This window comes from Micromonospora peucetia (genome assembly GCF_900091625.1).
Taxonomy (GTDB): Bacteria; Actinomycetota; Actinomycetes; order Mycobacteriales; family Micromonosporaceae; genus Micromonospora; species Micromonospora peucetia.
In genome coordinates, this window is record NZ_FMIC01000002.1 from 3,904,362 (window position 1) to 3,928,128 (window position 23,767).

The following is a 23,767-nucleotide window of genomic DNA, read 5'->3' on the forward strand; positions in this document are numbered from 1 at the left end:
CGAGCCGATGTGAGGGAGAGTCCCATGAGCAACGAACCGACCGCCGCCGCCGACGCCCGACGCCGGGTCACCGAGCTGGTCCGGGAGGCGCGGATCTGCATGCTGACCACGATCGCCGTGGACGGCCGGATGGTGAGCCGCCCGATGGGTTTGCAGGAGGCGGAGTTCGACGGCGACCTGTGGTTCTTCGCGTACGCCGACTCCGCCAAGGTGCGGCAGATCCGCGTCAACCCGGAAGTCGACGTCTCCTTCTCCGACTCCCGGCGCAACTCCTGGGTGTCGGTCTCGGGCACGGCCCGGGAGGGATACGACCGGGCGAAGGCCGAAGAACTGTGGAACCCGCTGCTCAAGGCGTGGTTCCCGGACGGGCTGGAGACCCCGGGGATCACCCTGATCAGGGTGCACGCCGGCTCCGCGGAGTACTGGGACTCTCCGTCGAGCACGGTGGTCAACCTGTTCGGCTACGCCAGGGCGGCGGTGACCGGCAGACCGCCGAAGGCGGGGGAGAACCACGAGGTCAGCTACTGACCGGTAGGTCGACCGACCGGTGGGACCGGCCCGGGGCGCGGTGTCGGCGTACTCCTGCGGCGACTACAGTGCGCAGTGACGGCCCGCCCCGGGCCGGCAACGGCGCCGATGGTCTTGATCCGACACATATCCTGGGGCAAATCGGGCTTCACCTGATCCCAGGAGGATGAGCAGATCATGCGTATCGGCGTGCTCACCGGCGGCGGCGACTGCCCAGGTCTGAACGCGGTCATCCGGGCGGTGGTCCGTAAGGGCGTCGCCAGCTACGGCCACGAGTTCGTGGGTTTCCGGGACGGCTGGAAGGGCCCGCTGGAGGGCCTGTCCCGCCCCCTCGGCATCGCCGAGGTCCGCGGCATCCTGCCGCGCGGCGGCACCATCCTCGGCTCGTCCCGGACCAACCCCTTCAAGATCGAGAACGGCGTCGAGCGGATCAAGGAGAACCTCGCCGCGCAGGGCGTGGACGCGCTCATCGCGATCGGCGGCGAGGACACCCTCGGCGTGGCCACCAAGCTGCACGAGCTCGGTGTCCACGTGATCGGCGTGCCGAAGACGATCGACAACGACCTCGGCGCCACCGACTACACCTTCGGGTTCGACACCGCCGTCAATATCGCGATGGAGGCGATCGACCGGCTGCACACCACCGCCGAGAGCCACCACCGCACCCTGGTGGTCGAGGTGATGGGCCGGCACGCCGGCTGGATCGCCCTGCACGCCGGCCTGGCCGGCGGCGCCAACGTGATCCTGCTCCCCGAGCGGAAGTTCGACGTCGAGCAGGTCGCCGGCTACGTCGAGAAGCGCTTCCAGCACCAGTACGCCCCGATCGTCGTGGTCGCCGAGGGCGCCCAGCCGCTGGACGGCCAGATGGTCCTGCACAACCAGGAGCTCGACGCGTTCGGCCACGTCCGCCTCGGCGGCATCGGCCAGTGGCTCGCCGCGCAACTGGAGGCCAAGACCGGCAAGGAGGCCCGCACGGTCGTGCTCGGGCACATCCAGCGCGGCGGCACCCCGAGCGCCTTCGACCGGGTGCTCGCCACCCGGCTCGGCCTGCACGCCATCGACGCGGTCCACGAGGGCGACTGGGGCAAGATGGTCGCCATGCAGAGCACGGACATCGTCCGCGTCCCGCTGGCCGAGGCCACCCGTGAGCTGAAGACCGTGCCGCTGGAGCGGTACGCCGAGGCCGAGGTCTTCTTCGGCAGCTGATCGATCCACGGCGTCGCGGCGGGCCGCCCGGCCCGCCGCGCGCCGGCTCACGGCGAGGGGGTACGACCCGATGGCGGGTTCGGTGCACACGGTCGCGGTCATCGGGGCCGGCAAGATCGGTGAGCTGATGCTCAGCGGGCTGCTGCGGTCGGGATGGCCGGTGGACCGGCTGCTGGCCACCGCCCGCCGGCCCGCCCGCGCCGAGGAGCTGACCGCCCGGTACGGGGTCCGGGTGGTCGACAACCTCACCGCCGTGGACGAGGCGGAGGTGCTCGCCGTCTCGGTCAAGCCGCAGGACGCGGCGGCGCTGCTGGACGAGATCGGGCCCAAGGTGCCGGCCGACAAACTCGTGATCTCCCTCTGCGCCGGCCTGCCGACCAGCTTCTTCAACCGCCGGCTGCCCGAGGGCACCCCCGTGGTGCGGGTGATGACCAACACCCCGGCCCTGGTCGACGAGGCGATGACCGCGATCTCCGCCGGGGCGCACGCCACCGGCACGCACCTCGCGCTGGCCGAGGAGATGTTCACGCCGCTGGGCGCGACGATCCGGGTGCCCGAGTCCCAGCAGGACGCGGTGACCGCGCTTTCCGGCTCCGGGCCGGCGTACTTCTACCTGCTGGTCGAGGCCATGATCGACGCCGGCATCCTGCTCGGCCTGCCCCGGCAGGTCGCACACGAGCTGATCGTGCAGACCGCCATCGGCTCGGCCGTGATGCTGCGCGACTCCGGCGAGCACCCGGTGAAGCTGCGCGAGGCGGTCACCTCGCCGGCCGGCACCACCATCTCCGCCGTGCGCGAGCTGGAGAAGCACGGCGTACGCGCGGCGCTGCTCGCCGCGCTGGAAGCGGCCCGCGACCGCGCCCGCGAACTGGCCGCCCAGGCCGTGGACTAGGCCGCTACAACAGGCCGTTGCGGCGTGCGTACCCCGGGAACTCCGCGCCGCTGCAGGGCAGCCGGTGGCCGGTCCGCCGGAGTGCCTCGATGATCGCACCGGCGCCGGTTTCCGTCAGCTTGCCCTCGCCGCATCCGCCGGCCAAAAGCCAGATCGTCCCGTGAACGGGCAGGCCGTGGGCTCGGCCGACCCTGGTGGCCTCTTGGTCGTCGGTGATGGCGACTCCGCCGTAGATGTCCGCGGCGGCGAAGACGCTGGCCTCACCCATGTCGCGGGCGCCGGCCCCGATCCTGCGGACCCAGTCCGCGAAACACCGGATCTCGGTGGGCTGGTCGAGGGCGATGATCTGCATCCACTCCAGGTCCAGCGTGCCACTGAGGGCAGGGTGCTGCTCCACACCGGAGCGAAGCTCGTCCAGCACCACGGCCGTGGAGGCGCACGGGTGGTCGATGACCATGGTCGCCAGGACGTCGAGGCGGTCGGCGAGCGCGAAGTGGTTCAGCACCATGGTGTCGAAGACCCACATGCGTCCGTCGCCGGCGCTGTGGCTGCTCACAGCGTCAGATCCGCATCGTCGCGCGGGGGTAGGTCATCGCGGGCGATCTGCCCGTGCAGGAGTTCGACAGCCCGCGAACCGGTCACCAGGTGGCGCCGCCAGGCCTCCATGACCGCGTGCGAATAGCCGGGTGGGACGCGTACCGCGTCAAGATCGGGCTGTGGTGACCACCCCACCGCGTCCATGAATTCGGCGCGCGTGGGGCTGGCCTGGCTCAGCTTCCTGCGCGTCGTCACGTCGACCCAGCCTGCCTGCTCCGCCTGCCGTAGTGCGAGCGACCACGAAGTGCGGTAGCGGGCGGCCAATCCGATGAGCTCCTCACGGAGATTGCCGTTTCGGCTGCAACCCGCAAAGGCGGCGAGTGGCAGGAGGAGTTCGGCGGCGAAGGCGTTGATGAGGCCCTCGCGGTCCGCCCGGGACAGGTGCACCGCAAGGTCGCTGGAATACTCGTCGCCGAGCACCAGGTGGCCGAGTTCGTGGGCCGCTGTTGCCCGCCGCCGTCCAGGATCACCGTTGGTGCTGACAACTGCCACGGCGAGATCACCGTCGACCAGCGAGGCGCCGTCGCCGGGTAGCTCGCTGACGAGAACGTACTGGCCGCTCAGTTCGCTGAATTCCATGAGCGTGTCGATCGGGGCATCGCCCACCCCGTGCGCCCGGCGCAACCACCGGGCGGCCATCCGGGCTTCATCTTCGGACTTGAGGTGTCGGTCGTAGCGCGTCGGGGGGCGGGCGCGCAGCGTCCCCGCGTCGAGCATCTGGCGTACGTCGCCGAGCCACGCGGACAGCGCGATGTCAAGCCGTTGGGACTTACGCGCCGCGTCCGTGTCACTGTCCTCGGCGAGCAGTTCGGCGCGCCGCGAGATGACCGCCGGCCGCCGCTGCAGCAGGTAGTCGATCGGCACGTCGAGCGCGGTGGTCAGGCGGATGAGTTCCAGGGCGTCGATGCGGCGGCCACCCGACTCGACCTTCGCGATCATCGTCCGGTCAAGCCCGACGCGCGCCGCCAACTCGGCCTGCGAAATACCGGCGCCGAGGCGTGCCTGGCGGATCTGCTCGCCGACGGTCGTCCAGTCGCTGTCATCGACCATGGTGCGATAATCGCACACTTTCGTCGATTCGCGTGTTCGATGGGAAGGTCCGAGGTGATCGGCGGCCCGTCACCACCAGCCCTCGCCCGGGCTGCCTGCCGCCCCGCCCGTGTGCTCATCAGCCACCACGCCAGCCTGCGGTTAAGGAGCGGTCGACCGCTATGTCGCGATGACCCGAGCAACCCAGCAACTCGTGATTCTGACCAGATCCTGACGGCCTGATCGCCGCCTGGCGATCATGAGGACCGCTGCCGAAGCTCGGCGCTGCCGTCAGGCCCGCCGCCGGCGCGTCGAGTTGATCGGTGGATCAGCCCGACAACGCCGGCCAGCCAGACGCGGAACCGGTCCTCAGTAGAGCAGGTGGGGCTTGCGTCGGCGGTTGAACTCCGCCAGCTCGCCGGACCAGGCGGCGACCACGTCGTCCACGTCGGCGCCCGCGTCGATCATCGTGCGCAGCCGCGGTGACCCGGTCAGCTTGTCGATCCAGTACGGCCGCACGGCGTCCCACGAGTCGCGCCGCCACGCGAACGCCTCGTACTTGTGTGCCTCCACCAGCATCGCGACCCCCGTACGGATCGGGTCGTACTTCGCCCGGTCGACGACCTTCACCTCGACCCCGGCGCAGAGCTTGTTGAGCAGCGCGGGCTTCTGCCCGGCGGACGTCGGCGTGAAGTACGCCTCGCGGAACTCGACGCCGGGCAGCTCGCGGGCGTTGAGCCGGTCGGACCAGTGGTAGTCGAAGTCGTTGGCCAGGCCGCCGATCAGCTCGAACGGCTTGCAGGTGCCCCGGCCCTCGGTGATCGAGGCGACGCCCTCGAACAGGCCGGTGCCGGGGTAGACCAGCGCGGTGTCCGTGGTGGGCATGTTCGGGCTGGGCATCACCCAGGGCAGGTCGGTGTCGGGGGCGAGCTTGTCGCGCTTCCAGTGCCGGCACTTCACGACGTGCAGGTCGACCGGCCGTCCGGCGGCGGCGGGCAGGAACTCGGCGTTGAAGAAGCTGGCCAGTTCGCCGACGGTCATCCCGTGCTGCTGGACGATCTCCTTCAGCCCCACCCCGGAGGTGTACGCGGTGGTCATCATCGGCCCGTAGGCCCGGCCGCCGACCGGGTTCGGCCGGTCCAGCACCACGTACCGCTTGCCGACGCGGGCGGCGGCCACCATCGAGGTGTACATGGTCCAGATGTACGTGTAGAAGCGGACGCCGACGTCCTGGATGTCGAAGACGACGGTGTCGACGCCGGCCTCGGTGAACATGGTCTCCCACTTGGCCTGGGAGGCGCCGTACGCGTCGTAGACGGTGATCCCGGTGCGGGCGTCGACGCCGGTGCCCTCGCTGCCCCCGGCCTGCGCCGAGCCGCGGAAGCCGTGCTCGGGGCCGAACGCGGCGGCCAGCCGTACCGCGCCGGAGCCGTGCATCAGGTCGACCAGGTGCCGGTAGGCCGAGTCCACGCCGGTGGGGTTCGAGATGACGCCCACCCGCTGGCCGGCGAGTTCGGCGAAGTCGGATCGGACCAGCACGTCGAGACCGGTCTCCACGTGGCGGATGCCAGGTGCGGCGTGGCCGGCCACACCGGGGGCCGTCGCCGCGACCGCGCCCGCGGTCACCGCACCCGCTCCGGCCAGGAACTTTCTACGCTCCATGTCGCCCCTCCCATCGGTTTGGTCGAAACTTAGCTACACGTGGATGCCCCGTCAAGGAAAGTTAGCTACGAAGTCGGGGTGGGCGGGCGGGCCGCTGAGCCGGCCCGCTACGCCGACCGGTCCGGCCCGTGACCGCCCGACCGGTTCGGCCCGCGGCGTCCCGGCCGGGCGGTCGCGTGCTCCATACTGGCCCGGTGTTCACCCTCGCCCAGGCCCGCCACCTGATCGCCACCCTGCGCCCGCGCGTCGACGAGCTGATCCGGCTGCGGGCCGACCTGGCCGAGCTGCGGGTCGACCTGGCCGACCACGGTGCCAGCCCGCTCGGCGGACTGGCTGAGGTCAAGGGGCTGGAGGCACGGCTGCACGCCCTCGTCGAGGAGTTGCACTCCCACGACATCCAGGTCAAGGGCATCGCGCCGGTCCTGCTCGACTTCCCCGGCGAGCGGGACGGCCGGCCGGTGCTCTGGTGCTGGTTGGAAGGGGACACCGACGTGCGCTGGTACCACCGGGTGGAGTGCGGCTTCGCCGGCCGCCGCCCGGTCTGATCGACGCGGCGGGGGAGGAGCCGGCTCGTCGCCCCCGCCGGTGGTGCTCAGGCCAGGGACGCACCTCGTAGCCTAGCTCCGTCGAGACGGACGCACCTTCCGTGATGCGACCGTCCGTGAAGGCCGCACCACGGCGGCCGTTCAGCGGGTGGCTTCGGCCAGGGCGGTGCGCACCCTGGCGGCGTCGGCCGGCGCCTCGCGCTCCCAGTTGGCTGGGTCGGCCGAGTAGATGGTTCCGTACGCCGGGGTGTCCGGCTGGTGGCGCCAGCTCTCGGTGAGGGGCCCGGCGTCCACGGCGTCGTAGCCGATCCGATCGAGGAAGGCCGTCGCCTCCGCCTTCGCGCCCGCGTCGTCGCCCGCGATGGGCAGCGCGCTGCGGTCGCCAGCGCCGGTCGACCGGGCCAGCGCGTGCAGGTGCTTGAAGAAGATGTTGTTGAACACCTTCACCACCCGCGACTGCGGCAGGTGCCGCTGGAGCAGCTCGCTGCTGGTGGTGGAGCCGGAGTCGAGCTCGGGGAACCGGCCGTCGCGCTCCGGGTAGTAGTTGTTGGTGTCCAGCACGAGCTTGCCGGCGAGCGGCTCGACCGGCACGTCCCGGTACGCCTTGAACGGGATGGTGACGACCACCAGATCGCCGGCCGCTGCGGCCTCCCGGGCGGTGGCCCCCCGGGCACGCGGGCCCAGCTCATCGACGAGATCCTTGAGGGTCTCCGGGCCGCGCGAGTTGCTCAGCACCACCTCGTAGCCGGCCGCCACCGCCAGCCGCGCCACTGTGCCGCCGATGTGTCCACTGCCGATCAGTCCCACTGTTGTCATGTTGGTTCCCAACTCTGTTCGCGGTGACGACACTCCCCACCGAGATGGTCGACAATTCCGCCTGGCGCCTGGCGGCGGGGCCGTTCGGTCCGGAAGCCCGCAGCGCCGTCGCGGCGGACCGCCGCCACCACCCGCTCGACGCGCTCGCCGGTCGTCGGGTCGGTCCAGACGAAGACCACCGGCCGGGCCGCCGTGAACAGTTCCCAGACGAACGGCGGCAGGTCCTCGGGCGACATCCGGATGTAGCAGGCCGCGTTGTCGACCTGACCGGACAGGTGGTCCAGCACGAAGCGGTGCCGCCCCGGATCGTCGAGGTGCTCGGGGAACGGCGGCAGGTGCCGCAGCCGGCCGTGGTCGCGCAGCACGTCGTCAGGCACGGCGGCGTCGAGCACCACCCGGCCGGCGTCGAGCGGTCGCTGGATGCTGACGTGGTGGTCGGGCGGGACCTGGCCCGGTGGGAGCGTCTCCCGCACCGCGAAGAACATCCCGCCCCCTCCACCCGGACCAACCGCGTGTCGCCGATCGTAGTCCGATCGACACGTAGCGGCACGGCGAAGTCCATGCCGGACGTCCGCCGCCCCGCGTCAGGCCGTCGGGGGCAGCACCTTCTCGATGGCGGCGCGCAGGTCGGCCGAGGTCGGCTCGACGGTGGGCGCGAACCGGGCCGCCACCGTGCCGTCCGGAGCGACCAGGAACTTCTCGAAGTTCCACCGCACGTCGCCCGTGTGCCCCTCGGCGTCGGCGGTCCCCACCAGTGCCGCGTAGAGCGGGTGGCGACCGGGACCGTTCACGTCGATCTTCTCGGTCAGCGGGAAGGTCACTCCGAAGTTGACCTGGCAGAAGTCGCTGATCTCGGCGGCGCTGCCCGGCTCCTGGCCGGCGAACTGGTTGCAGGGCACGCCGAGCACCACCAGGCCGCGGTCGGCGTACTCGTCGTGCAGTGCCTGGAGGCCGGCGTACTGCGGGGTGAGGCCGCAGCGCGAGGCGACGTTGACCACCAGCAGCGCGCGTCCGCGGTACTGCGCGAGGTCGGCCGGGCCGCCGGCCAGGGCATCGATCCGGGTGTCGAAGACGGTCATGGGCCGAGGCTACGCGCCGCCGCGCGCCGCCGTCGGCCTGCCGCCAGGCCGTGGCCCTGCCCGCTGCCGGGCCGCCGCCGCGCCGCCGCTCGGCTGCCTGGGGGTCGGCGGTAAGAGGCTGGTCGCGCTCCCAAGAGGAATCGATACATGTACATCTTGACGAATCGGTGACGGCGTGAGTAGCGTCTCACCATCAATCTGGAAAGTTTCCTAACTGTTTAGGGAGACGCCGCATGAAGAGATCGTTCCGCCGGGCCCTCTGGGTCGGCGCCGTGATGGTGGTGACCGCCGCCATGGTCCCGATGGCCAGTGCGTTCGGCGCCGGCAGCGTGACCGCCGGGTTCGCCAAGGCGCAGGACTGGGGGACCGGTCACGAGGCGCGGGTGACCATCACCAACGGGACGAATGCCTCGGTGAGCACCTGGCGCATCGAGTTCGACCTGCCGTCGGGCACCAGCGTCAGCAGCTCCTGGGACGCCGACGTCACCCGCACCGGCGACCACTACGTCGCGGTCAAGAAGAGCTGGGCCGGTCCACTCGCGCCGGGCGCCGCGTTCAGCTGGGGCTACAACGGCACCGGCGCGTACAAGGCGCCCCTGAACTGCACGATCAACGGTGCCCCGTGCGCCGGCGGCACCCCGCCCACCACCAGCGCGCCGCCCACCACCACCCCGCCGACCACGGCGCCGCCCACCACCCCGCCGCCGACCACGCCGCCGCCCACCACCACGCCGCCGGACCCGACCGGCAAGAAGGTCGTCGGCTACTTCACGCAGTGGGGCGTCTACGGCCGCAACTACCACGTCAAGAACATCCACACCAGCGGCTCCGCGGCCAAGATGACCCACATCCTGTACGCCTTCGGCAACACCACCGGCGGCCGGTGCACGATCGGTGACAGCTACGCCGACTACGACAAGGCGTACACCGCGGCGGACAGCGTCGACGGCGTCGCCGACACCTGGGACCAGCCGCTGCGCGGCAACTTCAACCAGCTGCGCAAGCTCAAGCAGATGTACCCGCACCTGAAGGTGCTCTGGTCCTTCGGTGGTTGGACCTGGTCCGGCGGCTTCACCCAGGCCGCACAGAACCCGGCCGCGTTCGCCGAGAGCTGCCACAACCTGGTGGAGGACCCGCGCTGGGCGGACGTCTTCGACGGCATCGACATCGACTGGGAGTACCCGAACGCCTGCGGGCTCACCTGCGACAGCAGCGGCCCGAACGCCTTCAAGAACGTGATCGGCGCGGTGCGTACGAAGTTCGGCTCGTCGGCGCTGGTCACCGCCGCGATCACGGCGGACGGCAGCGACGGCGGCAAGATCGACGCCACCGACTACGCCGGCGCCGCGCCGAACCTCAACTGGATCATGCCGATGACCTACGACTTCTTCGGCGCGTGGGCCGCTCAGGGCCCCACCGCCCCGCACTCCCCGCTCACCTCGTACGCCGGCATCCCGCAGCAGGGCTTCTGGTCCGACGCGGCGATCCAGAAGCTCAAGAGCAAGGGCATCCCGTCGAACAAGCTGCTGCTCGGCATCGGCTTCTACGGCCGGGGCTGGACCGGGGTGACCCAGGCGGCGCCCGGCGGCACCGCCACCGGCCCCGCCCCGGGCACCTACGAGCAGGGCATCGAGGACTACAAGGTCCTCAAGAACACCTGCCCGGCCACCGGCACCGTCGCCGGCACGGCGTACGCCAAGTGCGGCAGCAACTGGTGGAGCTACGACACCCCCTCCACCATCAACGGCAAGATGACGTACGCGAAGAACCAGAACCTCGGTGGCGCCTTCTTCTGGGAGCTCTCCGGTGACACCGGCAACGGCGAGCTGATCGGTGCCATCAAGGGCGGCCTCGGCTGAGCTGAGCGCCGACGCACCACCCACCTGGCGGGGAGGGACCACGCACCGGTCCCTCCCCGCCGGCTGTGCCCCGGCCGGCTTGGGGGAAGCGTCTCCGGCCCGGTTCGGGCGCGGCCATCCGGTTCGGGCGCAGCGGCCATCCGGTTCGGGCGCGGCGACGTCCGGGCACGCGCGTCGATGTGACAGACTCGCCGCTCAACGGGCTCGATGTCCACGGCGACGGAGGTGGCGATGCGCGCGACGCGCGGGAGACTGGCGGCGGGCGCCGTGCTGCTCGGAACCCTGCCCCTCGCCCTGTTCGGCTGCGGCATCGGCGAGGAGGACGATCCGGCGACCAAGCCCGGTCGGGCCCCCGCCGAGGAGGCCGCCACGAAGTCGCGGGAGCGGGTGCAGGCCTACCTCGACGCGATGACGGCCAAGGACGTCGCGGCCGGGCGCAGCCAGCTCTGTGTCGCCCTCCAGGAGAGCTTCGACGCCGCCGCGACCGGCCCCAACGGCGACTTCGCCGAGCATTTCAAGGTGCCGCAGGCCGAGATCACCGACATCCGCTCCGGCCCCCGAGGCCAGGAGGTGAGCACGTCGGTCTCGGTCGCCGCCGGTTCCGGCACGATCATCCGGCCGCTGCTGTTCACGGTCACCCGCGACGGCGCCGACTGGTGCATCGCCGCCGAGGCGCCGGGCGGCAACACGCCGGCCCCGGCCGCCACGCCCTGACCTGCGCTCGGGTGAGTCAGCTCTCACCTGCCGGAACCATGCCCCTCGCCGGTCGGTCGCCGGGCCGGTCGCCGTACGCTTTCTGTCATGCGCCATGAGTGGCATCAGCTGAGCCATCCCGCGGTGGGCAGCCCGGGTCTGCAGACCAGCCGTCCGACCGTCGACTCCGCCGAGGACGCGGCCCTCGGCCTCGACCGCTGGCGGGAGCTGCCGCGTACGCAGATCCCGCCCTGGCCGGACCCGGCGGAGGTCGCCGAGGTCTGCAAGGTGCTCGACACCGTGCCCTCGGTGGTGGCGCCCTACGAGGTCGACCAGCTCCGCCAGCGGCTGGCTCTGGTGTGCGAGGGCAAGGCGTTCCTGCTCCAGGGCGGCGACTGCGCGGAGACCTTCGCCGACAACACCGAGAGCCACCTGCTGGCCAACGCCCGCACCCTGCTCCAGATGGCGATCGTGCTCACCTACGGCGCCTCACTCCCGGTGGTCAAGGTGGCTCGGGTCGCCGGGCAGTACACCAAGCCCCGGTCGCTGCCGACCGACGCCCGCGGCCTGCCCGCCTACCGCGGCGACATGATCAACTCGCTGGAGGCCACGCCGGAGGCACGGGCCGCCGACCCGCAGCGCATGATCCGGGCGTACGCGAACTCGGCCGCCGCGATGAACATGCTCCGCGCGTACCTCGCCGGTGGGCTCGCCGACCTGCACGCCGTGCACGACTGGAACAAGGGCTTCGTCAAGAACTCCCCGGCCGGCGAGCGCTACGAGGCGATCGCCCGTGAGATCGACCGGGCGCTGGCCTTCATCCGGGCCTGCGGGATGACCGACGAAGAGGCGCTGCGCACCGTCACCCTCTACTGCTCGCACGAGACCCTCGCCCTGGAGTACGACCGGGCGCTGACCCGGGTCTCCGACCGCCGGGCGTACGGCCTGTCCGGGCACTTCCTGTGGATCGGCGAACGCACCCGGCAGATCGACGGGGCGCACATCGACTTCATCTCCCGCATCGCCAACCCGATCGGTGTGAAGCTCGGCCCGACGACGACCCCGGACGAGGCGATCGAGCTCTGCGAGAAGCTCAACCCGGACAACATCCCCGGCCGGCTCACCCTGATCAGCCGGATGGGCAACCACCGGGTCCGCGACGCCCTGCCGCCGATCGTGGCGAAGGTGACCGCCGCCGGCGCCAAGGTGGTCTGGCAGTGCGACCCGATGCACGGCAACACGCACGAGTCGTCCAACGGTTACAAGACCCGGCACTTCGACCGCATCGTCGACGAGGTGCTCGGCTACTTCGAGGTGCACCGTGGCCTGCAGACCCACCCCGGCGGGCTGCACGTCGAGTTGACCGGTGAGGACGTCACCGAGTGCCTCGGCGGGGCCCAGGGCATCGAGGACCTCGACCTGCCCGGCCGGTACGAGACCGCCTGTGACCCGCGACTGAACACCCAGCAGTCGCTGGAACTGGCCTTCCTCGTGGCGGAGATGCTCCGTGGCTGACGCGAGGAGTGAGCTTGCGAGCCCCGCAGTCGGCGGCCGAGAGGATCACTGTGGCTGACCCACTCGTCGACCTTCGCTCGGACACGGTCACCCGGCCGACCCCGGGGATGCGCGAGGCGATGGCCACCGCCGAGGTCGGTGACGACGTCTACGGCGAGGACCCGACCGTCAACGCGCTGGAGGCCGAGGTCGCCGCGCTGTTCGGGCACGAGGCGGCGCTGTTCGCCCCGACCGGGTCGATGGCCAACCAGATCGCCCTGCAACTGGTCGTGCCGCCGGGCGACGAACTGCTCTGCGACGCCGACGCGCACGTGGTGACGTACGAGATCGGGGCCGCCGCCGCGTACGGTGGCATCTCCTCGCGGACCTGGTCACCGGTGGGCGCGGACCTCGACCCGGACGTCGTCGCCGCGATGATCCGTCCCGAGGGCTACCACGCGGTCCCCACCCGGGCGATCGCCGTCGAGCAGACCCACAACCGGGGCGGCGGCGGGGTGATCCCGCTGGCCACCCTGCGTGAGCTGCGCCGGATCGGCGACGACGCGGGCGTGGCCCTGCACTGCGACGGGGCCCGGATCTGGCACGCACACGTCGCCGACGGCGTGCCGCTGGCCGAGTACGGCGCCCTCTTCGACACCCTGTCGGTCTGCCTCTCCAAGGGGCTCGGCGCGCCGGCCGGCTCGCTGGTCGTCGGCAGCGCCGACAAGATCGCCCGGGCCCGGGTGATCCGCAAGCGGATGGGTGGCGGGATGCGGCAGGCCGGTGTCCTCGCCGCCGCCGGCCGGTACGCCCTCGCCCACCACGTCGACCGGCTCGCCGCCGACCACGCGAAGGCGGCCCGGCTCGCCGAGGCGATCGCTCCGTTCGGGGTGCTGGCCACGGCTGTCCGGACCAACCTCGTGCCGCTGGACCTGGCGAAGGCGCGGCTGGACGCGCACGCCCTGGCCGCCGCCGCCCGCGCCGAGGGCGTCCTGGTCTCGGTGCTCGGCCCCCGCACCGCCCGCCTGGTCACCCACCAGGATGTCGACGACGCCGGCATCGACCGGGCTGTCGAGGTCCTCACCCGCGTCCTGCGCGACACCTGAGCCGAACGGCTCCGGCAGGAGCACATGCGGTCTCGACCGCACGACGACGACGCCCTGCCAGCGGTCGGCCGCCCGCAGCTCGGACCACCAGCCCGATTGTGGTCCGGGCGCGAACATCGACTCCCGCCTTCTATTGGAAGGCCAACTGTCGCGTCGGCCCGGCGAGGGCCGGGCCTGAGAGCAGCGGAACGAGGGGCCAGGCGACCGTCGGCGTGGGTAGCGCGTGGATCATCAGGCGGTGGTGCCGCCGCCTGTCGAGGTCAGGGGTGCAGTCGCCGGAGGGTGGCGATGTCGGCGGCGTGGCCGACGTGCTGCTCCGTCGGGGTCTCCACCACGACCGGTACGCCGGCGGTGGCCGGATGCGCCATCAGCTCGGCGAACGCCGTCTCGCCGATGGTGCCCCTGCCGATGTTCTCGTGCCGGTCCCGGGTGGAGCCGCAGAGATCCTTCGAGTCGTTCGCGTGCACCAGCCGCAGCCGGTCGGCACCGACCGTCGCCACGAGCGTGTCCAGCGTCGCGGTCATGCCGCCCTCGGCGGCCAGATCGTGCCCGGCGGCCCAGGCGTGGCACGTGTCGAAGCAGACCCCGAGCCAGGGGTGCCCGTCCACCGCGTCGAGATAGGGCCCGAGGTGCTCCGCCCGGGAGGCGAGCGAGCGACCGCCGCCCGCGCTCGGCTCGACCAGCAGCCGCGGGCCGTCCGCTGCCGCCGTCTCGTCGAGCAGCGGCAGCAGCGTCTCGCGTACCTGCCGCATCGCGGCTTCGGCGTACCGCTCGTCGACCGAGCTGCCGGCGTGGAAGACCACACCCTCGGCGCCGATCGCCCGGCCCCGGCGCAGTGCGTGGGCGAGCGTCTCCGCCGAACGCTCGACCGTGTTCGCGGTGGGGGAGCCGAGGTTGACGAGCAACGACGCGTGGATGAAGACGGGCAGGCCCCGCTCGCCGCAGCCGTCGCGGAACAACGTGTCCTGGGCCGGGTCGCCGGCCGGCAGTGCCCAGCCCCGCGAGTTGGACACGTAGACCTGCACGACCTGTGAGCCGGCCGCGTCGGCGTACGGCAGGGCGGTCTTCGCCAGACCGCCTGAGGTGGGCGTGTGCGAGCCGACCGGCCGGGGTTGTGCCGACATCGCTACATGCACCCGAGGGTGACCGGGGTGCCCGGCGGCACCTCCGTGTTCTCCGGGTTCTGGAACCGGACGATGCCGTTCGGGTTGAACTGGATCGCCACCGGGAAACCCTGGCTCTCCAGCTGCTGCTTGGCCTGCTGGCACGGCAGGTCGATGACCCGGGGCACGACGACCAGCGGCGGGCCCTTGCTCAGCTCGAGCTTGACCTTCGCACCCCGCTCCACCCCGGAGCCGTCCGCCGGGCTCTGCCCGAGGACCTCGTCCCTGGGCTTGTCGGAGTCCTTGTAGGTGGGCGGCTCCACCAGCACCAGGCCCAGCTGGGCGAGGATCGTCCGCGCCTCACCCAGGCTCTTGCCGACCAGGTTCGGCACCGAGATCGGAGCCTTGCCCTTGCTCAGGATGACCGTGACCTTGTCGCCCGGCTTGACCTCGGTGCCGGCCTCCGGGTTGACGGCCACCACGACGCCCGAGGGCAGGTTGTCGTCGTAGCGGGCGGTGCCCTTCGCCACCACCAGCTTCGCGGCGAGCAGATCTGCCTCGGCGAGCTCGAACTCCTTGCCCACCACGTCGGGCACCGGGAAACGCTCCGGACCCATCGATAGGGTCAGCGTGATCGTGTCGCCCTTGACGATCCGGCTGGCGGAGGCCGGGTCCTGCGCCAGGACGGCGTCCTTCGGGACCTTCTCGTCGTAGCGCGGGTCGGCGTAGCTGAGGACGAACCCGGCGCGGGCGGCCTGCGCCTCCGCGTCGGCCTTCGTCATGGCCACCAGCTGCGGCGCCTCCGTGTAGCGCCCGGCCCCGAACCACCAGCCGCCGCCGGCGGCCACCAGGACCAGCACCACCACGGCGGCGACGACCGCCATCCGGCCCCGCGGGTCGCCCATGACCTGGGTGCGCAGCGCGGACAGCCGCGACCACAGGCTCTCGCCCTCCTCGGGCTCGGCCCGCCGGCGGCCCGCCCGTGGGGCGCCGCCCTCGGGCAGCCGGGCCCAGGCGGGCCGCTCGGCCGGCCGGACCGCCGCGACCATCATCGTCGGCCCGGCCATCGGCTCGTCGGACACCCGGCGCAACACGGCGGTACGCGAGTTCGCGTCCGCGTCGCCCAGGTCGTCCCGGACCGCCTGCACCTCGGCGAGCAGCGCGCCGGCATCGGTCGGCCGGGCGCCCGGATCACGCCGGGTGGCCCGGGCGACCAGTTCGTCGAGCGCCTTCGGCAGGCCCGGCACCAGGGTCGACGGTGCCGGAACGTCATTGTCGACGTGCTGCCAGGCGACGTCGACCGGGCGGTCCCCGTCATAGGGCACCCGACCGGTGAGCATCTCGAACAGCACGATGCCGGCGGAGTAGACGTCGGTGCGGGGGTCGGCGTGGCCGTCGGTGACCAGCTCCGGGGCCACGTACGCGACCGTGGCCATCAGCTGGTTGCCGTTCTCGTCGTCGGCGCTCGCCTCGACGGCCCGGGCCAGCCCGAAGTCGGCGACCTTGACCACGCTGTCGACCAGGTTGGCCGTGCCGCCGGTGGGGGCCTCGGCGACCAGGACGTTCTCCGGCTTCACGTCGCGGTGCACCAGCCCCGCCCGGTGTGCGGCGGCGATCGCGGCGAGCATCTGCTCGGCGATGGCCAGCGCCTCGTCGGGGTTGAGCCGGCGCCGCTCGGCGAGCACGTCACGCAGGGTGCGACCGCGGACATACTCCATCACGAGGTAGGGCAGGCCGGAGTGGGTGCCCTGGTCGTAGACCGCGACGACATTGGGGTGGGTCAGCCGGGCGATGGTCTTCGCCTCGTCGGTGAACCTCGCCACGAAGCCCGTCGTCCGCGCTCGCGCCTCCGGGGCCTGGGACGGGTGAATGATCTTGACCGCCACGGTGCGCTCGAGGCGCTCGTCGGTGGCGGTGTACACGGTCGCCATGCCGCCACGAGCCACGCGACCGCGGATGCGGTAGCGCCCGTCGATCAGCGAGCCCAGCAACGTGTCGGCGACCTGTGTGTCCATCGGCAGGCAGTCTATGTGTCCAGGAGGTGAAGGTTGAACAGGATGCTACAGCCGGGGTGCGACCATGACTGCCCCGGCGCGCTCGCTTGTTCCGTCGGCCCTGTTCAGCCCACCTGTCGGGGTGCCGTTGGCCCCGGCCGGGCGGGACATGGCAGGGTGGTCCGGTGACCGACTCCGTACCCGCCGACCGGGCCGTGCCCGGCCCCGAATCCGCCGGCCCTGCCGATGCCGCCGACTGGCTGACCCTGCCGGACGTGGCCGAGCGCCTCGACGTGTCGATCAGCAAGGTCCACCAGATGATCCGGGACCGGGAGCTGATCGCGGTGCGCCGCGACGGCGTCCGCCGGATGCCGGCCGACCTGGTGGCCAACGACACGGTGCTCAAGCACCTGCCCGGCGTACTCAACCTGCTGGCCGACGCCGGATACGACGACGAGGCCGCGCTGCGCTGGCTCTACGAGCCGGACGACACCCTGCCCGGCGCCGCCCCCGCGAAGGCGCTCGCCGGCGACCAGGCCCGCGAGGTCAAGCGCCGAGCCCAAGCCCTGGGCTTCTGACCCACCCCCTCCCCGCTCCACCCCGCCCTCGCCCTGCCCGCTCGTCCCGCCCCGCCCCGCCCCGCCCCGCCCCGCCCCGCCCCGCCCCGCCCCGCCCCGCCCCGCCCCGCCCCGCCCCGCCGCCCGCCCCGGCCTGCCCCCAACCCGCTCCCGCCAACCCGTCCCCGCCCCCGCTCCCGTCCCCGCCCCAGCCCCTCGCGATCTTGCACTTGATGCCCCGACATCTGGGGCGCATCGGACAAAATGCGGGCCGAAAGTGCAAGATCGACGGGACTAAGACCAAGACCAGGGCCAAGACCAGGGCCAAGACCAAGACCAAGACCAAGACCAGGGCCAAGACCAAGACCAGGGCCAAGACCAAGACCAGGGCCAAGACCAGGGCCAAGACCAGGGCCAAGACCAGGGCCAAGACCAGGACCAAGGCCAGGACCAGGACCAGGGCCAAGGCCGGGGACGAGCGGCTAGGGCCAGGGCCGAGCAGGGAGGGCCGGGCGCGGGCCAGGGCAGGGAGGGGTAGGTGCGGGCGGGGGTGGGTCAGTCGGCGCGGCGGGTGGCGGCGATGGCCAGGTCGACCAGGGCCTGCCGGGCCTCGGTGTCCAGGTCGACGGCGGCCAGCGCGGCCAGCGCGGTGTCGGTCAGCACGCCGATCCGCTGCTCCGTACGCGCCAACGCCCCGCTGCCGTCGATCAGCTCGCGCAGCCGGGCGACCCCGGCCTCGTCCAGCCCCGGGTCACCGAGCCCGCCGAGCAGCAGTTCCCGGCCCGCCCTGTCGGTCGTTTCCAGGGCCGCCGCCACCAGGTAGGTCCGTTTGCCCTCGCGTAGGTCGTCACCGGCCGGCTTGCCGGTCTGGGCGGGATCGCCGAAGACCCCCAGTACGTCGTCACGGAGTTGGAAGGCCTCACCCAGCGGCAGCCCGTACGCGGAGTACGCCGCCCGGACCTCCGCCGGCGCGTCGGCCAGCGCGGCGCCGAGCAGCAGTGGCCGTTCGACCGTGTATTTCGCCGACTTGTAGCGGGCGACCTTGCCGGCCCGCTCCACCGAGGTGTCCCCGGTGACCTGGGTCAGCACGTCGAGGTACTGGCCGACGGTGACCTCGGTACGCATGGCGTCGAAGACCGGCCGGGCCCGGGCCACCGTGTGCGGGTCCAGCCCGGCGGAGTGCAGCAGCTCGTCCGACCAGACCAGGGACAGGTCGCCCAGCAGGATCGCCGCGGCGTCGCCGAAACCGTCCGCGTCGCCGCCCCAGCCGGCCGCCCGGTGCCTGGCCGCGAACCGCCGGTGCACCGCCGGCTCGCCGCGCCGGGTGTCGGACCGGTCCATCAGGTCGTCGTGGATCAGTGCACTGGCCTGTACGAACTCCAACGCGGCCAGGGCGGTGACCACCTGGTCGGTGTCCACCCCGCCGGCTCCCCGGAACCCCCAGTAGGCGAACGCCGGCCGCAGTCGTTTGCCGCCGCCGAGGACGAACGCCTCGATCGCTTCGGCGAGTGGAGCCAGGGCGTCGTCGACCTCGGCCATCCAGGCGCGCTGGCTGGCCAGGAACTCGGTCAGGGCCTTGTCGATCCGTTGGCGCAGCCCGGCGCGGTCGACGGGGGAAACAGGAGCAGCGTGGGTCACGCCACGACGCTAGCCGGTCGGGTCGGACCCCGTCGCGCCACCGGGGGGCCGACGCGCCGTACGCCCCGCCGGAGCCCGCCGGCCGGTCGGCCCAGGTGGGGGCCCCGAACGGGGCAGGTACGGAGTGGCCGCGGTGGCGAGCGCCCGGTACCGCCGGACGGCCGGCACGTCGCCGTGCCCGGCCAGCAGCCGGCGTACCTCGGCCAGTTGGCCCACTGCGCGGGGCGACCCGGCGCGTACGGCGTCGAGCAGCGCCTCGCCGGCCACCGCGCAGGCCCGCTCCACCTCGCCGAGTCGCAGGTAGCCCCGGGCCAGCCAGCCGCCGTAGATCGCGGCGGTGCGGGGGCTGCGCCGCCGGACGGCGTGCAGCGGTGCCTCGGCCGGGAGCGGTCGGCCCATCGCGACCAGCGTGCGCCCGGCCATCGCGGCCAGCTCCGGCCCGTCGAGCCAGTAGAGCCACGGTGGCTCCCGGCCCGGCTCCGGCGCGTCGGTCAACCGGCAGGCCGCGTCGAGCGCCTGTCGGGCCGCCCCGGCCCGGCCGCCCAGCGCCGCGGCCAGGGCCACCCGGTGCAGCAGCAGGGCGCGCAGGCCGGGGCTGGCCGACTGCCGTGCCCCGGCGTACGCGATCCGGGCCAGCACCAGCGCGCCCTGCGGGTCGCCGACGCCGGTGAGCAGGTGGCTGGCTGAGCCGAGCACGTGCCCGGCGAGCGCCGGGTCGCCGGCCGCCGCGGCGGCGCGTAGCGCCAGCCGGTAGGTGTCCAGTGCGCCGGCGGCGTCTCCGGCGTCCGCGGCGAGCCAGCCGGCGAGCTGGGCGGACTCGGCCAGCCCGGGCAGCAGCCGACGGCGCTCGGAGGGGCCACACCCGGACAGCGCCCGCACCGCCCGCCCCAGCCGGTACGCCCCGAGCCCGGCCAGGTCGGCCCCGCCGGCGAGGTCGTCGAGCCGGCGCAGCTCCGCCAGCCGCACCGGACCCTCCCGCCCGCCGTCGGCCTCCTGCGGGGACGTCGACGCCGGCCCGGGTGGCCCGGCTGGGGGGCGGTGACCTGCTGCCGGAGCGCCGGGCAGCAGCACGTCACGCGGGTCGGCCACCCAGCGCTGGGCCAGGGCGAGCAGTGCGGCCCGGGGCCGGGATCCGCCGAAGGTCGGCGGTGCGTCGAGGCCGCGGGTGCGGGTCGCGGCGGTGGACAGCAGGTCGACCGGCACCGCGAGGACGACGGCGAGCCAGCCGAGCCAGAACTCGCCGGGGACGCGCAACTGCCGCTCCCACCGGGAGACCTCGTTCCTACTGAGGGTCGGCACGCCGGACGCGGCGCAGAGCTCGGCTGCGACTCGCAGCTGGCTCCAGCCGCGGGCCAGCCGGAGCTGGGCGAGCAGCGGCCCGAGCAGTTGCGGGCCGGGCGGCGGGGGCGGCGTCATCGGTCCTCCGGGCGGGCGTCGGCGCGGCGGCGGCGTGGGCCCCGGACCGGGACCGGTGCGCCACCGGTGGATGCTGACCCCCGCGCGTGCCCCCGGTGGGTCGGCCTCCGCCGGGCCCACCCCGCGCAACCCCATGACTACTCCGGGGGTACGACGCTTTCCGGCCCGCGGCCCAATGGGCGAGGCAGCGGGGGAGACGGTGACGGCGCGGTGTCCCGTCGTCAGGCTGGCCGTCGGCAGGTTCGTGCGGTCCTGTGTCCACCAGTGTGGGAAGGTCTCGGCACTGAGCCTCCGGCCGGCTAGAGTCGTGGCGTGGCGCTCGGTCTTCCATCAGTCCTCCCCAATCCGCAGCCGGCGATCGGGGAGCTGATCCGTGACCGCCAGCCGACATTCTCCTTCGAGTTCTTCCCGCCGAAGACCGAGCAGGGTGAGCGGCTGCTGTGGCAGGCGATCCGCGAGCTGGAGTCGCTGCGCCCGTCGTTCGTCTCGATCACCTACGGCGCGGGCGGGTCGACCCGCGACACCACCGTCGCGGTCACCGAGCGGATCGCCACCGAGACCACCCTGCTGCCGATGGCCCACCTCACCGCTGTCAACCACTCCGTGGCCGAGTTGCGCCACGTCATCGGTCGGCTCGCCGGGGTCGGGGTGCGCAACGTGCTCGCCGTGCGGGGCGACCCGCCGGGCGACCCGGGCGGCGACTGGGTGCGCCACCCCGAGGGCGTGCTGTATGCCGAGGACCTGGTCCGGCTCGTACGCGACGCCGGCGACTTCAGCGTCGGGGTGGCGGCGTTCCCCTACAAGCACCCGCGCTCATCCGACGTGGCCGGCGACACGGCGCACTTCGTCCGCAAGTGCCGGGCCGGCGCCGACTTCGCGATCACCCAGATGTTCTTCGACGCCGACGACTACCTGCGGCTGCGCGACCGGGTCGCCGCCGCCGGCTGCGCCACCCCGATCCTGGCCGGCGTGATGCCGGTGACCCAGATCGGCACCATCGAGCGCTCGGTGCAGCTCTCGGGGGCGCCCTTCCCGCCGGCCCTGGCCGAGCGGTTCGCGAAGGTCGCCGACGACGCGGAGGCGGTGCGCCGGCTCGGTGTCGAGCAGGCCAGCGAGATGTGCCGGCGGCTGCTCGACGAGGGCGTGCCGGGGATCCACTTCATCACCCTCAACCGCTCCACCGCCACCCGCGAGGTCTGGCAGAACCTCCAGGCCGGCGCGCGGGTGTGACCCCGGTGCCGCGACACCTGAGCGGCGGTGCGACGGTTGTTCCGTGGTGGGCACACAGCTGAACTGGGACGATTACGCCACGGCCTGGGCGCGGCTGCACGGGGGCTTCGACCCTCGGGCGGCGACCCCGGTCGTCCGCGCGTGGCTGCGGTTCTCGTACCACCTCGGGTTCGTGCTGGGCCGGCTGCGGGTCGGCCCGACCCCGGTCACCGTGGTCGGCGTGCTGCTCTGCGCCTGCGTGCCGCTGTTCGCCGTACGGCCGCAGGACGGCCCGTTCCTCGCGGCGCTGTTCGTGCTGCTCGCCGCGGTGGCGGACAGTGTCGACGGCGCGGTGGCGGTGGCCACGAACCGGACCACCCGGCTCGGCTACGTCTACGACTCCCTGGCCGACCGGCTCGGTGAGGTCGCCTGGCTGGCCGCGTTCTGGCTGGTCGGCGCGCCGGGGGCGCTCGTCGTGACCGCCGGGGTGCTCTCCTGGCTGCACGAGTACGTCCGTGCCCGGGCGGTCTCCGCCGGGATGCGGGAGCTCGGCGCGGTGACCGTGGGGGAGCGCCCCACCCGGGTCGCGGTGGCCCTGGTCGGGCTGCTGCTGGCCGGGTTGACCGGGCTGATCGAGCCGGACCTGGCCGCCGGCACGATCACCATGGCGACCGCTGTCTGGGTGCTGCTGGCAGGGTTCGGCCTCGGCCAGTTGCTCTCCACCGTCCGCCGGGCCCTGATCGACGCCGGCTGACCGTACGCCGACCCGGCGTGCAGGGCTGGACCGGCCAGCCGGAACGTCAGGAAGGGCCCCTTCCTCTACCTCAGGCGTTGACAACCCGGGGCTACCAGGCGGGGCCGATCTCGTCGGCGACGATCTGGGCGGAGAGGGTCACCATCGGCAGGCCGCCGCCCGGGTGGCTGGAGCCGCCGACCAGCCACAGCCCGTGCGCCGGGCCCCGGTTGGCCGGGCGCAGCAGGCCGCCCGCGGTGCCGTAGATCGATCCACCGGGTGCGCCGGTCGCGTCGTCCAGGTCGGCCGGGGTGCGGACCTCCCGGAACACCAGCCGGTCCCGCACGTCGACGCCGCGCTCGGCCAACACGTCGAGGACCCGGTCGGCGTACGCCTCGGCGAGGCCGGGCCGGCGCCAGTCGACGGCACCGGGGGCGGTGCCGTGGCGAGGGGCGTTGACCAGCACGAACCACGCCTCGTGGCCGGCCGGCCGGACCATCGGGTCGTCGGCCACGGTGACGAAGACGGTGGGGTCCGCCGCCGGCCGGGCCCGCACGCCGCGCCCCGGGTGGCCGAAGACCGCGTCGAACTCGGCGTCGTAGCCGTGCGGGAAGAACACGTTGTGGTGGGCCAGCCCCGTGTCCCCGGCGACGCCGAGCAGCAGCACGAAACCGGCCAGGCTGCGGTCGGTCAGCCCGGCCAGCCGGCGCGGGCTGGGCAGCAGGTCCCGGTAGAGGGTGAGCGCGTCGACGTTGGACACCACCACGTCGGCGGGGACCGGCGTGGTGACGCCGCGCAGGCGTACGCCGTGCACCCGGCCGCCCGCGGCGTCGATCCGGGTGACCGTGGTGCCGGTCTGCACGACCACGCCGAGGTCCAGGCAGCGGGTCAGCAGCGCGTCGGCGAGCGTGCCCAGCCCGCCGCGCAGGTACCAGCCGCCGAAGGTCAGCTCGGCGTAGGGCACGGCGACCAGCGCGGCCGGCGCCCGGCGCGGGTCGGCGCCGGTGTAGGTGGCGTACCGGTCCAGCAGCATCCGCAGCCGGGGGTCGGACAGGTGCCGTCGGCCCAGCCCGCGCAGCGTCCGGCCCGGGCCGATGGCGGCCAGGTCGCCCAGCCGCCAGGACAGGGCGGCCAGGTCCACCGGGGAGTCGATCGGGCGGCGCAGGATGTCCCTGTTCGACGCCTGCCACACCCGCGCGGCCCGGCGCCACAGGCGCTGCCACTCCCCGGCGGCCCGGTCGCCGAAGGCCGCGCCGATCCGGGCGGCGAACTCGGCCGGGTCCGCGCACGAGTCGAGGGCCGGGCCGCCGCCGGGGAAGACGTGCCGCACGATCGGGTCCACCGGCGTCAGGTCCAGGTACTCGTCGAGCTTCGCGCCGGTCGACTCGAACAGGTCGTGGAAGACGTCGGGCAGGGTGAGCAGGCTCGGCCCGGTGTCGAAGTGGAACGGGCCGGCCGGGGTGTCGTGGACGTACCGGCCGAGCTTGCCACCGACGGTGTCAGCGCGTTCGAGCACGGTGACCTGGTGCCCGGTGGCGGCCAGCCGGGCGGCGGTGGCCAGGCCTCCCACCCCGGCGCCGACGACCACGATCCGCGCCATGCCGGGCCTCC

22 protein-coding genes are annotated in these 23,767 nt (G+C 73.1%); 11 read left to right on the top strand and 11 right to left on the bottom strand.

Annotation, left to right across the window (positions count from 1 at the left end; all coding sequences use genetic code 11):
* Positions 1-24: 24 nt before the first annotated feature.
* The 3 genes from GA0070608_RS18240 to proC all read left to right on the top strand — a co-directional run bounded on the left by GA0070608_RS18240 (position 25) and on the right by proC (position 2,626).
* Entirely contained in the window at positions 25-528 is a 504-nt protein-coding gene (locus GA0070608_RS18240) for a pyridoxamine 5'-phosphate oxidase family protein (protein ID WP_091629614.1), read from the top strand.
* Between the two features lie 177 nt (positions 529-705).
* A complete protein-coding gene (locus GA0070608_RS18245) occupies positions 706-1,734 on the top strand; it encodes a 6-phosphofructokinase (RefSeq protein ID WP_091629617.1) in 1,029 nt (342 codons plus the stop codon).
* A gap of 70 nt (positions 1,735-1,804) precedes the next feature.
* A complete protein-coding gene (gene proC / locus GA0070608_RS18250; RefSeq protein WP_091629619.1) occupies positions 1,805-2,626 on the top strand; it encodes a pyrroline-5-carboxylate reductase in 822 nt (273 codons plus the stop codon).
* A gap of 4 nt (positions 2,627-2,630) precedes the next feature.
* Here the strand turns inward: proC and GA0070608_RS18255 are convergent, their stop codons facing one another.
* The 3 genes from GA0070608_RS18255 to GA0070608_RS18265 all read right to left on the bottom strand — a co-directional run bounded on the left by GA0070608_RS18255 (position 2,631) and on the right by GA0070608_RS18265 (position 5,914).
* Positions 2,631-3,182 carry a PIN domain-containing protein gene (locus GA0070608_RS18255; protein ID WP_091629621.1) on the bottom strand — a complete coding sequence of 184 codons (552 nt, stop codon included), beginning with the start codon at positions 3,180-3,182 and terminating at the stop codon, positions 2,631-2,633.
* On the bottom strand, positions 3,179-4,273 hold the full coding sequence (locus tag GA0070608_RS18260) for a helix-turn-helix domain-containing protein (protein WP_091629624.1): 1,095 nt from the start codon (positions 4,271-4,273) through the stop codon (positions 3,179-3,181). Before GA0070608_RS18260 ends, GA0070608_RS18255 begins: the two co-directional genes overlap by 4 nt.
* Positions 4,274-4,621: 348 nt before the next feature.
* Positions 4,622-5,914, bottom strand: coding sequence for an exo-beta-N-acetylmuramidase NamZ family protein (locus GA0070608_RS18265; RefSeq protein ID WP_091629627.1), 1,293 nt, complete (start codon positions 5,912-5,914; stop codon positions 4,622-4,624).
* Between the two features lie 194 nt (positions 5,915-6,108).
* On the opposite strand from GA0070608_RS18265, the gene GA0070608_RS18270 reads away from it, so the two are divergent.
* Positions 6,109-6,459, top strand: coding sequence for a DUF2203 domain-containing protein (locus GA0070608_RS18270; RefSeq protein WP_091629629.1), 351 nt, complete (start codon positions 6,109-6,111; stop codon positions 6,457-6,459).
* A gap of 141 nt (positions 6,460-6,600) precedes the next feature.
* Here GA0070608_RS18270 and GA0070608_RS18275 read toward each other — a convergent pair whose 3' ends face one another.
* From GA0070608_RS18275 to GA0070608_RS18285, 3 genes are all read right to left on the bottom strand, one after another.
* Positions 6,601-7,287 carry an NADPH-dependent F420 reductase gene (locus GA0070608_RS18275; RefSeq protein WP_245715828.1) on the bottom strand — a complete coding sequence of 229 codons (687 nt, stop codon included), beginning with the start codon at positions 7,285-7,287 and terminating at the stop codon, positions 6,601-6,603.
* Complete coding sequence (locus tag GA0070608_RS33490) at positions 7,272-7,760, bottom strand: hypothetical protein (RefSeq protein ID WP_091629634.1); 489 nt, start codon at positions 7,758-7,760, stop codon at positions 7,272-7,274. The genes GA0070608_RS18275 and GA0070608_RS33490 overlap by 16 nt, the downstream gene beginning before the upstream one ends.
* A gap of 99 nt (positions 7,761-7,859) precedes the next feature.
* Positions 7,860-8,354, bottom strand: coding sequence for a glutathione peroxidase (locus tag GA0070608_RS18285; protein WP_091629637.1), 495 nt, complete (start codon positions 8,352-8,354; stop codon positions 7,860-7,862).
* Between the two features lie 233 nt (positions 8,355-8,587).
* Here GA0070608_RS18285 and GA0070608_RS18290 point away from each other — a divergent pair, with 233 nt between their 5' ends.
* The 4 genes from GA0070608_RS18290 (at position 8,588) to GA0070608_RS18305 (ending at position 13,506) form a co-directional block, all read left to right on the top strand.
* Complete coding sequence (locus GA0070608_RS18290) at positions 8,588-10,213, top strand: glycosyl hydrolase family 18 protein (RefSeq protein WP_091629640.1); 1,626 nt, start codon at positions 8,588-8,590, stop codon at positions 10,211-10,213.
* 231 nt (positions 10,214-10,444) lie between these two features.
* Complete coding sequence (locus GA0070608_RS18295) at positions 10,445-10,927, top strand: hypothetical protein (protein WP_091635443.1); 483 nt, start codon at positions 10,445-10,447, stop codon at positions 10,925-10,927.
* 87 nt (positions 10,928-11,014) lie between these two features.
* Positions 11,015-12,421, top strand: a complete 1,407-nt coding sequence (locus GA0070608_RS18300; protein WP_091629642.1) for a class II 3-deoxy-7-phosphoheptulonate synthase — start codon at positions 11,015-11,017, stop codon at positions 12,419-12,421.
* A 50-nt stretch (positions 12,422-12,471) separates the two neighbouring features.
* Positions 12,472-13,506: a threonine aldolase family protein gene (locus GA0070608_RS18305; protein WP_091629644.1), complete on the top strand. Its 1,035-nt coding sequence runs from the start codon at positions 12,472-12,474 to the stop codon at positions 13,504-13,506.
* 260 nt (positions 13,507-13,766) lie between these two features.
* Here the strand turns inward: GA0070608_RS18305 and GA0070608_RS18310 are convergent, their stop codons facing one another.
* Positions 13,767-14,630 carry a deoxyribonuclease IV gene (locus tag GA0070608_RS18310; protein WP_091629646.1) on the bottom strand — a complete coding sequence of 288 codons (864 nt, stop codon included), beginning with the start codon at positions 14,628-14,630 and terminating at the stop codon, positions 13,767-13,769.
* Positions 14,631-14,632: 2 nt separating this feature from the next.
* The gene (gene pknB, locus GA0070608_RS18315; RefSeq protein ID WP_091629649.1) at positions 14,633-16,624 is read right to left on the bottom strand and encodes a Stk1 family PASTA domain-containing Ser/Thr kinase; all 1,992 of its coding nucleotides are present in this window, start codon (positions 16,622-16,624) and stop codon (positions 14,633-14,635) included.
* 164 nt (positions 16,625-16,788) lie between these two features.
* Between pknB and GA0070608_RS18320 the strand changes: the two genes are divergently transcribed.
* Positions 16,789-17,181: an Rv2175c family DNA-binding protein gene (locus GA0070608_RS18320; RefSeq protein ID WP_141719495.1), complete on the top strand. Its 393-nt coding sequence runs from the start codon at positions 16,789-16,791 to the stop codon at positions 17,179-17,181.
* A 534-nt stretch (positions 17,182-17,715) separates the two neighbouring features.
* Here the strand turns inward: GA0070608_RS18320 and GA0070608_RS18330 are convergent.
* Both GA0070608_RS18330 and GA0070608_RS18335 read right to left on the bottom strand, forming a co-directional pair.
* On the bottom strand, positions 17,716-18,798 hold the full coding sequence (locus tag GA0070608_RS18330) for a polyprenyl synthetase family protein (protein WP_091629651.1): 1,083 nt from the start codon (positions 18,796-18,798) through the stop codon (positions 17,716-17,718).
* Between the two features lie 9 nt (positions 18,799-18,807).
* On the bottom strand, positions 18,808-20,214 hold the full coding sequence (locus tag GA0070608_RS18335; protein WP_245715829.1) for a helix-turn-helix domain-containing protein: 1,407 nt from the start codon (positions 20,212-20,214) through the stop codon (positions 18,808-18,810).
* Positions 20,215-20,526: 312 nt separating this feature from the next.
* Here GA0070608_RS18335 and metF point away from each other — a divergent pair, with 312 nt between their 5' ends.
* Both metF and GA0070608_RS18345 read left to right on the top strand, forming a co-directional pair.
* Positions 20,527-21,444 carry a methylenetetrahydrofolate reductase [NAD(P)H] gene (gene metF, locus GA0070608_RS18340; RefSeq protein ID WP_091629654.1) on the top strand — a complete coding sequence of 306 codons (918 nt, stop codon included), beginning with the start codon at positions 20,527-20,529 and terminating at the stop codon, positions 21,442-21,444.
* 43 nt (positions 21,445-21,487) lie between these two features.
* Positions 21,488-22,177 (top strand): CDP-alcohol phosphatidyltransferase family protein, encoded by a 690-nt coding sequence (locus tag GA0070608_RS18345; protein WP_091629656.1) that lies wholly within the window; start codon positions 21,488-21,490, stop codon positions 22,175-22,177.
* Between the two features lie 91 nt (positions 22,178-22,268).
* On the opposite strand, the gene GA0070608_RS18350 is transcribed toward GA0070608_RS18345, so the two are convergent.
* On the bottom strand, positions 22,269-23,756 hold the full coding sequence (locus GA0070608_RS18350; RefSeq protein ID WP_091629658.1) for a phytoene desaturase family protein: 1,488 nt from the start codon (positions 23,754-23,756) through the stop codon (positions 22,269-22,271).
* Positions 23,757-23,767: the final 11 nt, after the last annotated feature.

Bases quoted from the DNA above. Each gene is read 5' to 3' on its own strand.
- GA0070608_RS18335 (WP_245715829.1), bottom strand. From the start codon at position 20,214: ATGACGCCGCCCCCGCCGCCCGGCCCGCAACTGCTCGGGCCGCTGCTC.
- pknB (WP_091629649.1), bottom strand. From the start codon at position 16,624: ATGGACACACAGGTCGCCGACACGTTGCTGGGCTCGCTGATCGACGGG.
- GA0070608_RS33490 (WP_091629634.1), bottom strand. From the start codon at position 7,760: ATGTTCTTCGCGGTGCGGGAGACGCTCCCACCGGGCCAGGTCCCGCCC.
- GA0070608_RS18350 (WP_091629658.1), bottom strand. From the start codon at position 23,756: ATGGCGCGGATCGTGGTCGTCGGCGCCGGGGTGGGAGGCCTGGCCACC.
- GA0070608_RS18290 (WP_091629640.1), top strand. From the start codon at position 8,588: ATGAAGAGATCGTTCCGCCGGGCCCTCTGGGTCGGCGCCGTGATGGTG.
- GA0070608_RS18285 (WP_091629637.1), bottom strand. From the start codon at position 8,354: ATGACCGTCTTCGACACCCGGATCGATGCCCTGGCCGGCGGCCCGGCC.
- GA0070608_RS18245 (WP_091629617.1), top strand. From the start codon at position 706: ATGCGTATCGGCGTGCTCACCGGCGGCGGCGACTGCCCAGGTCTGAAC.
- GA0070608_RS18260 (WP_091629624.1), bottom strand. From the start codon at position 4,273: ATGGTCGATGACAGCGACTGGACGACCGTCGGCGAGCAGATCCGCCAG.
- GA0070608_RS18300 (WP_091629642.1), top strand. From the start codon at position 11,015: ATGCGCCATGAGTGGCATCAGCTGAGCCATCCCGCGGTGGGCAGCCCG.
- GA0070608_RS18265 (WP_091629627.1), bottom strand. From the start codon at position 5,914: ATGGAGCGTAGAAAGTTCCTGGCCGGAGCGGGTGCGGTGACCGCGGGC.
- GA0070608_RS18240 (WP_091629614.1), top strand. From the start codon at position 25: ATGAGCAACGAACCGACCGCCGCCGCCGACGCCCGACGCCGGGTCACC.
- GA0070608_RS18310 (WP_091629646.1), bottom strand. From the start codon at position 14,630: ATGTCGGCACAACCCCGGCCGGTCGGCTCGCACACGCCCACCTCAGGC.
- proC (WP_091629619.1), top strand. From the start codon at position 1,805: ATGGCGGGTTCGGTGCACACGGTCGCGGTCATCGGGGCCGGCAAGATC.
- GA0070608_RS18295 (WP_091635443.1), top strand. From the start codon at position 10,445: ATGCGCGCGACGCGCGGGAGACTGGCGGCGGGCGCCGTGCTGCTCGGA.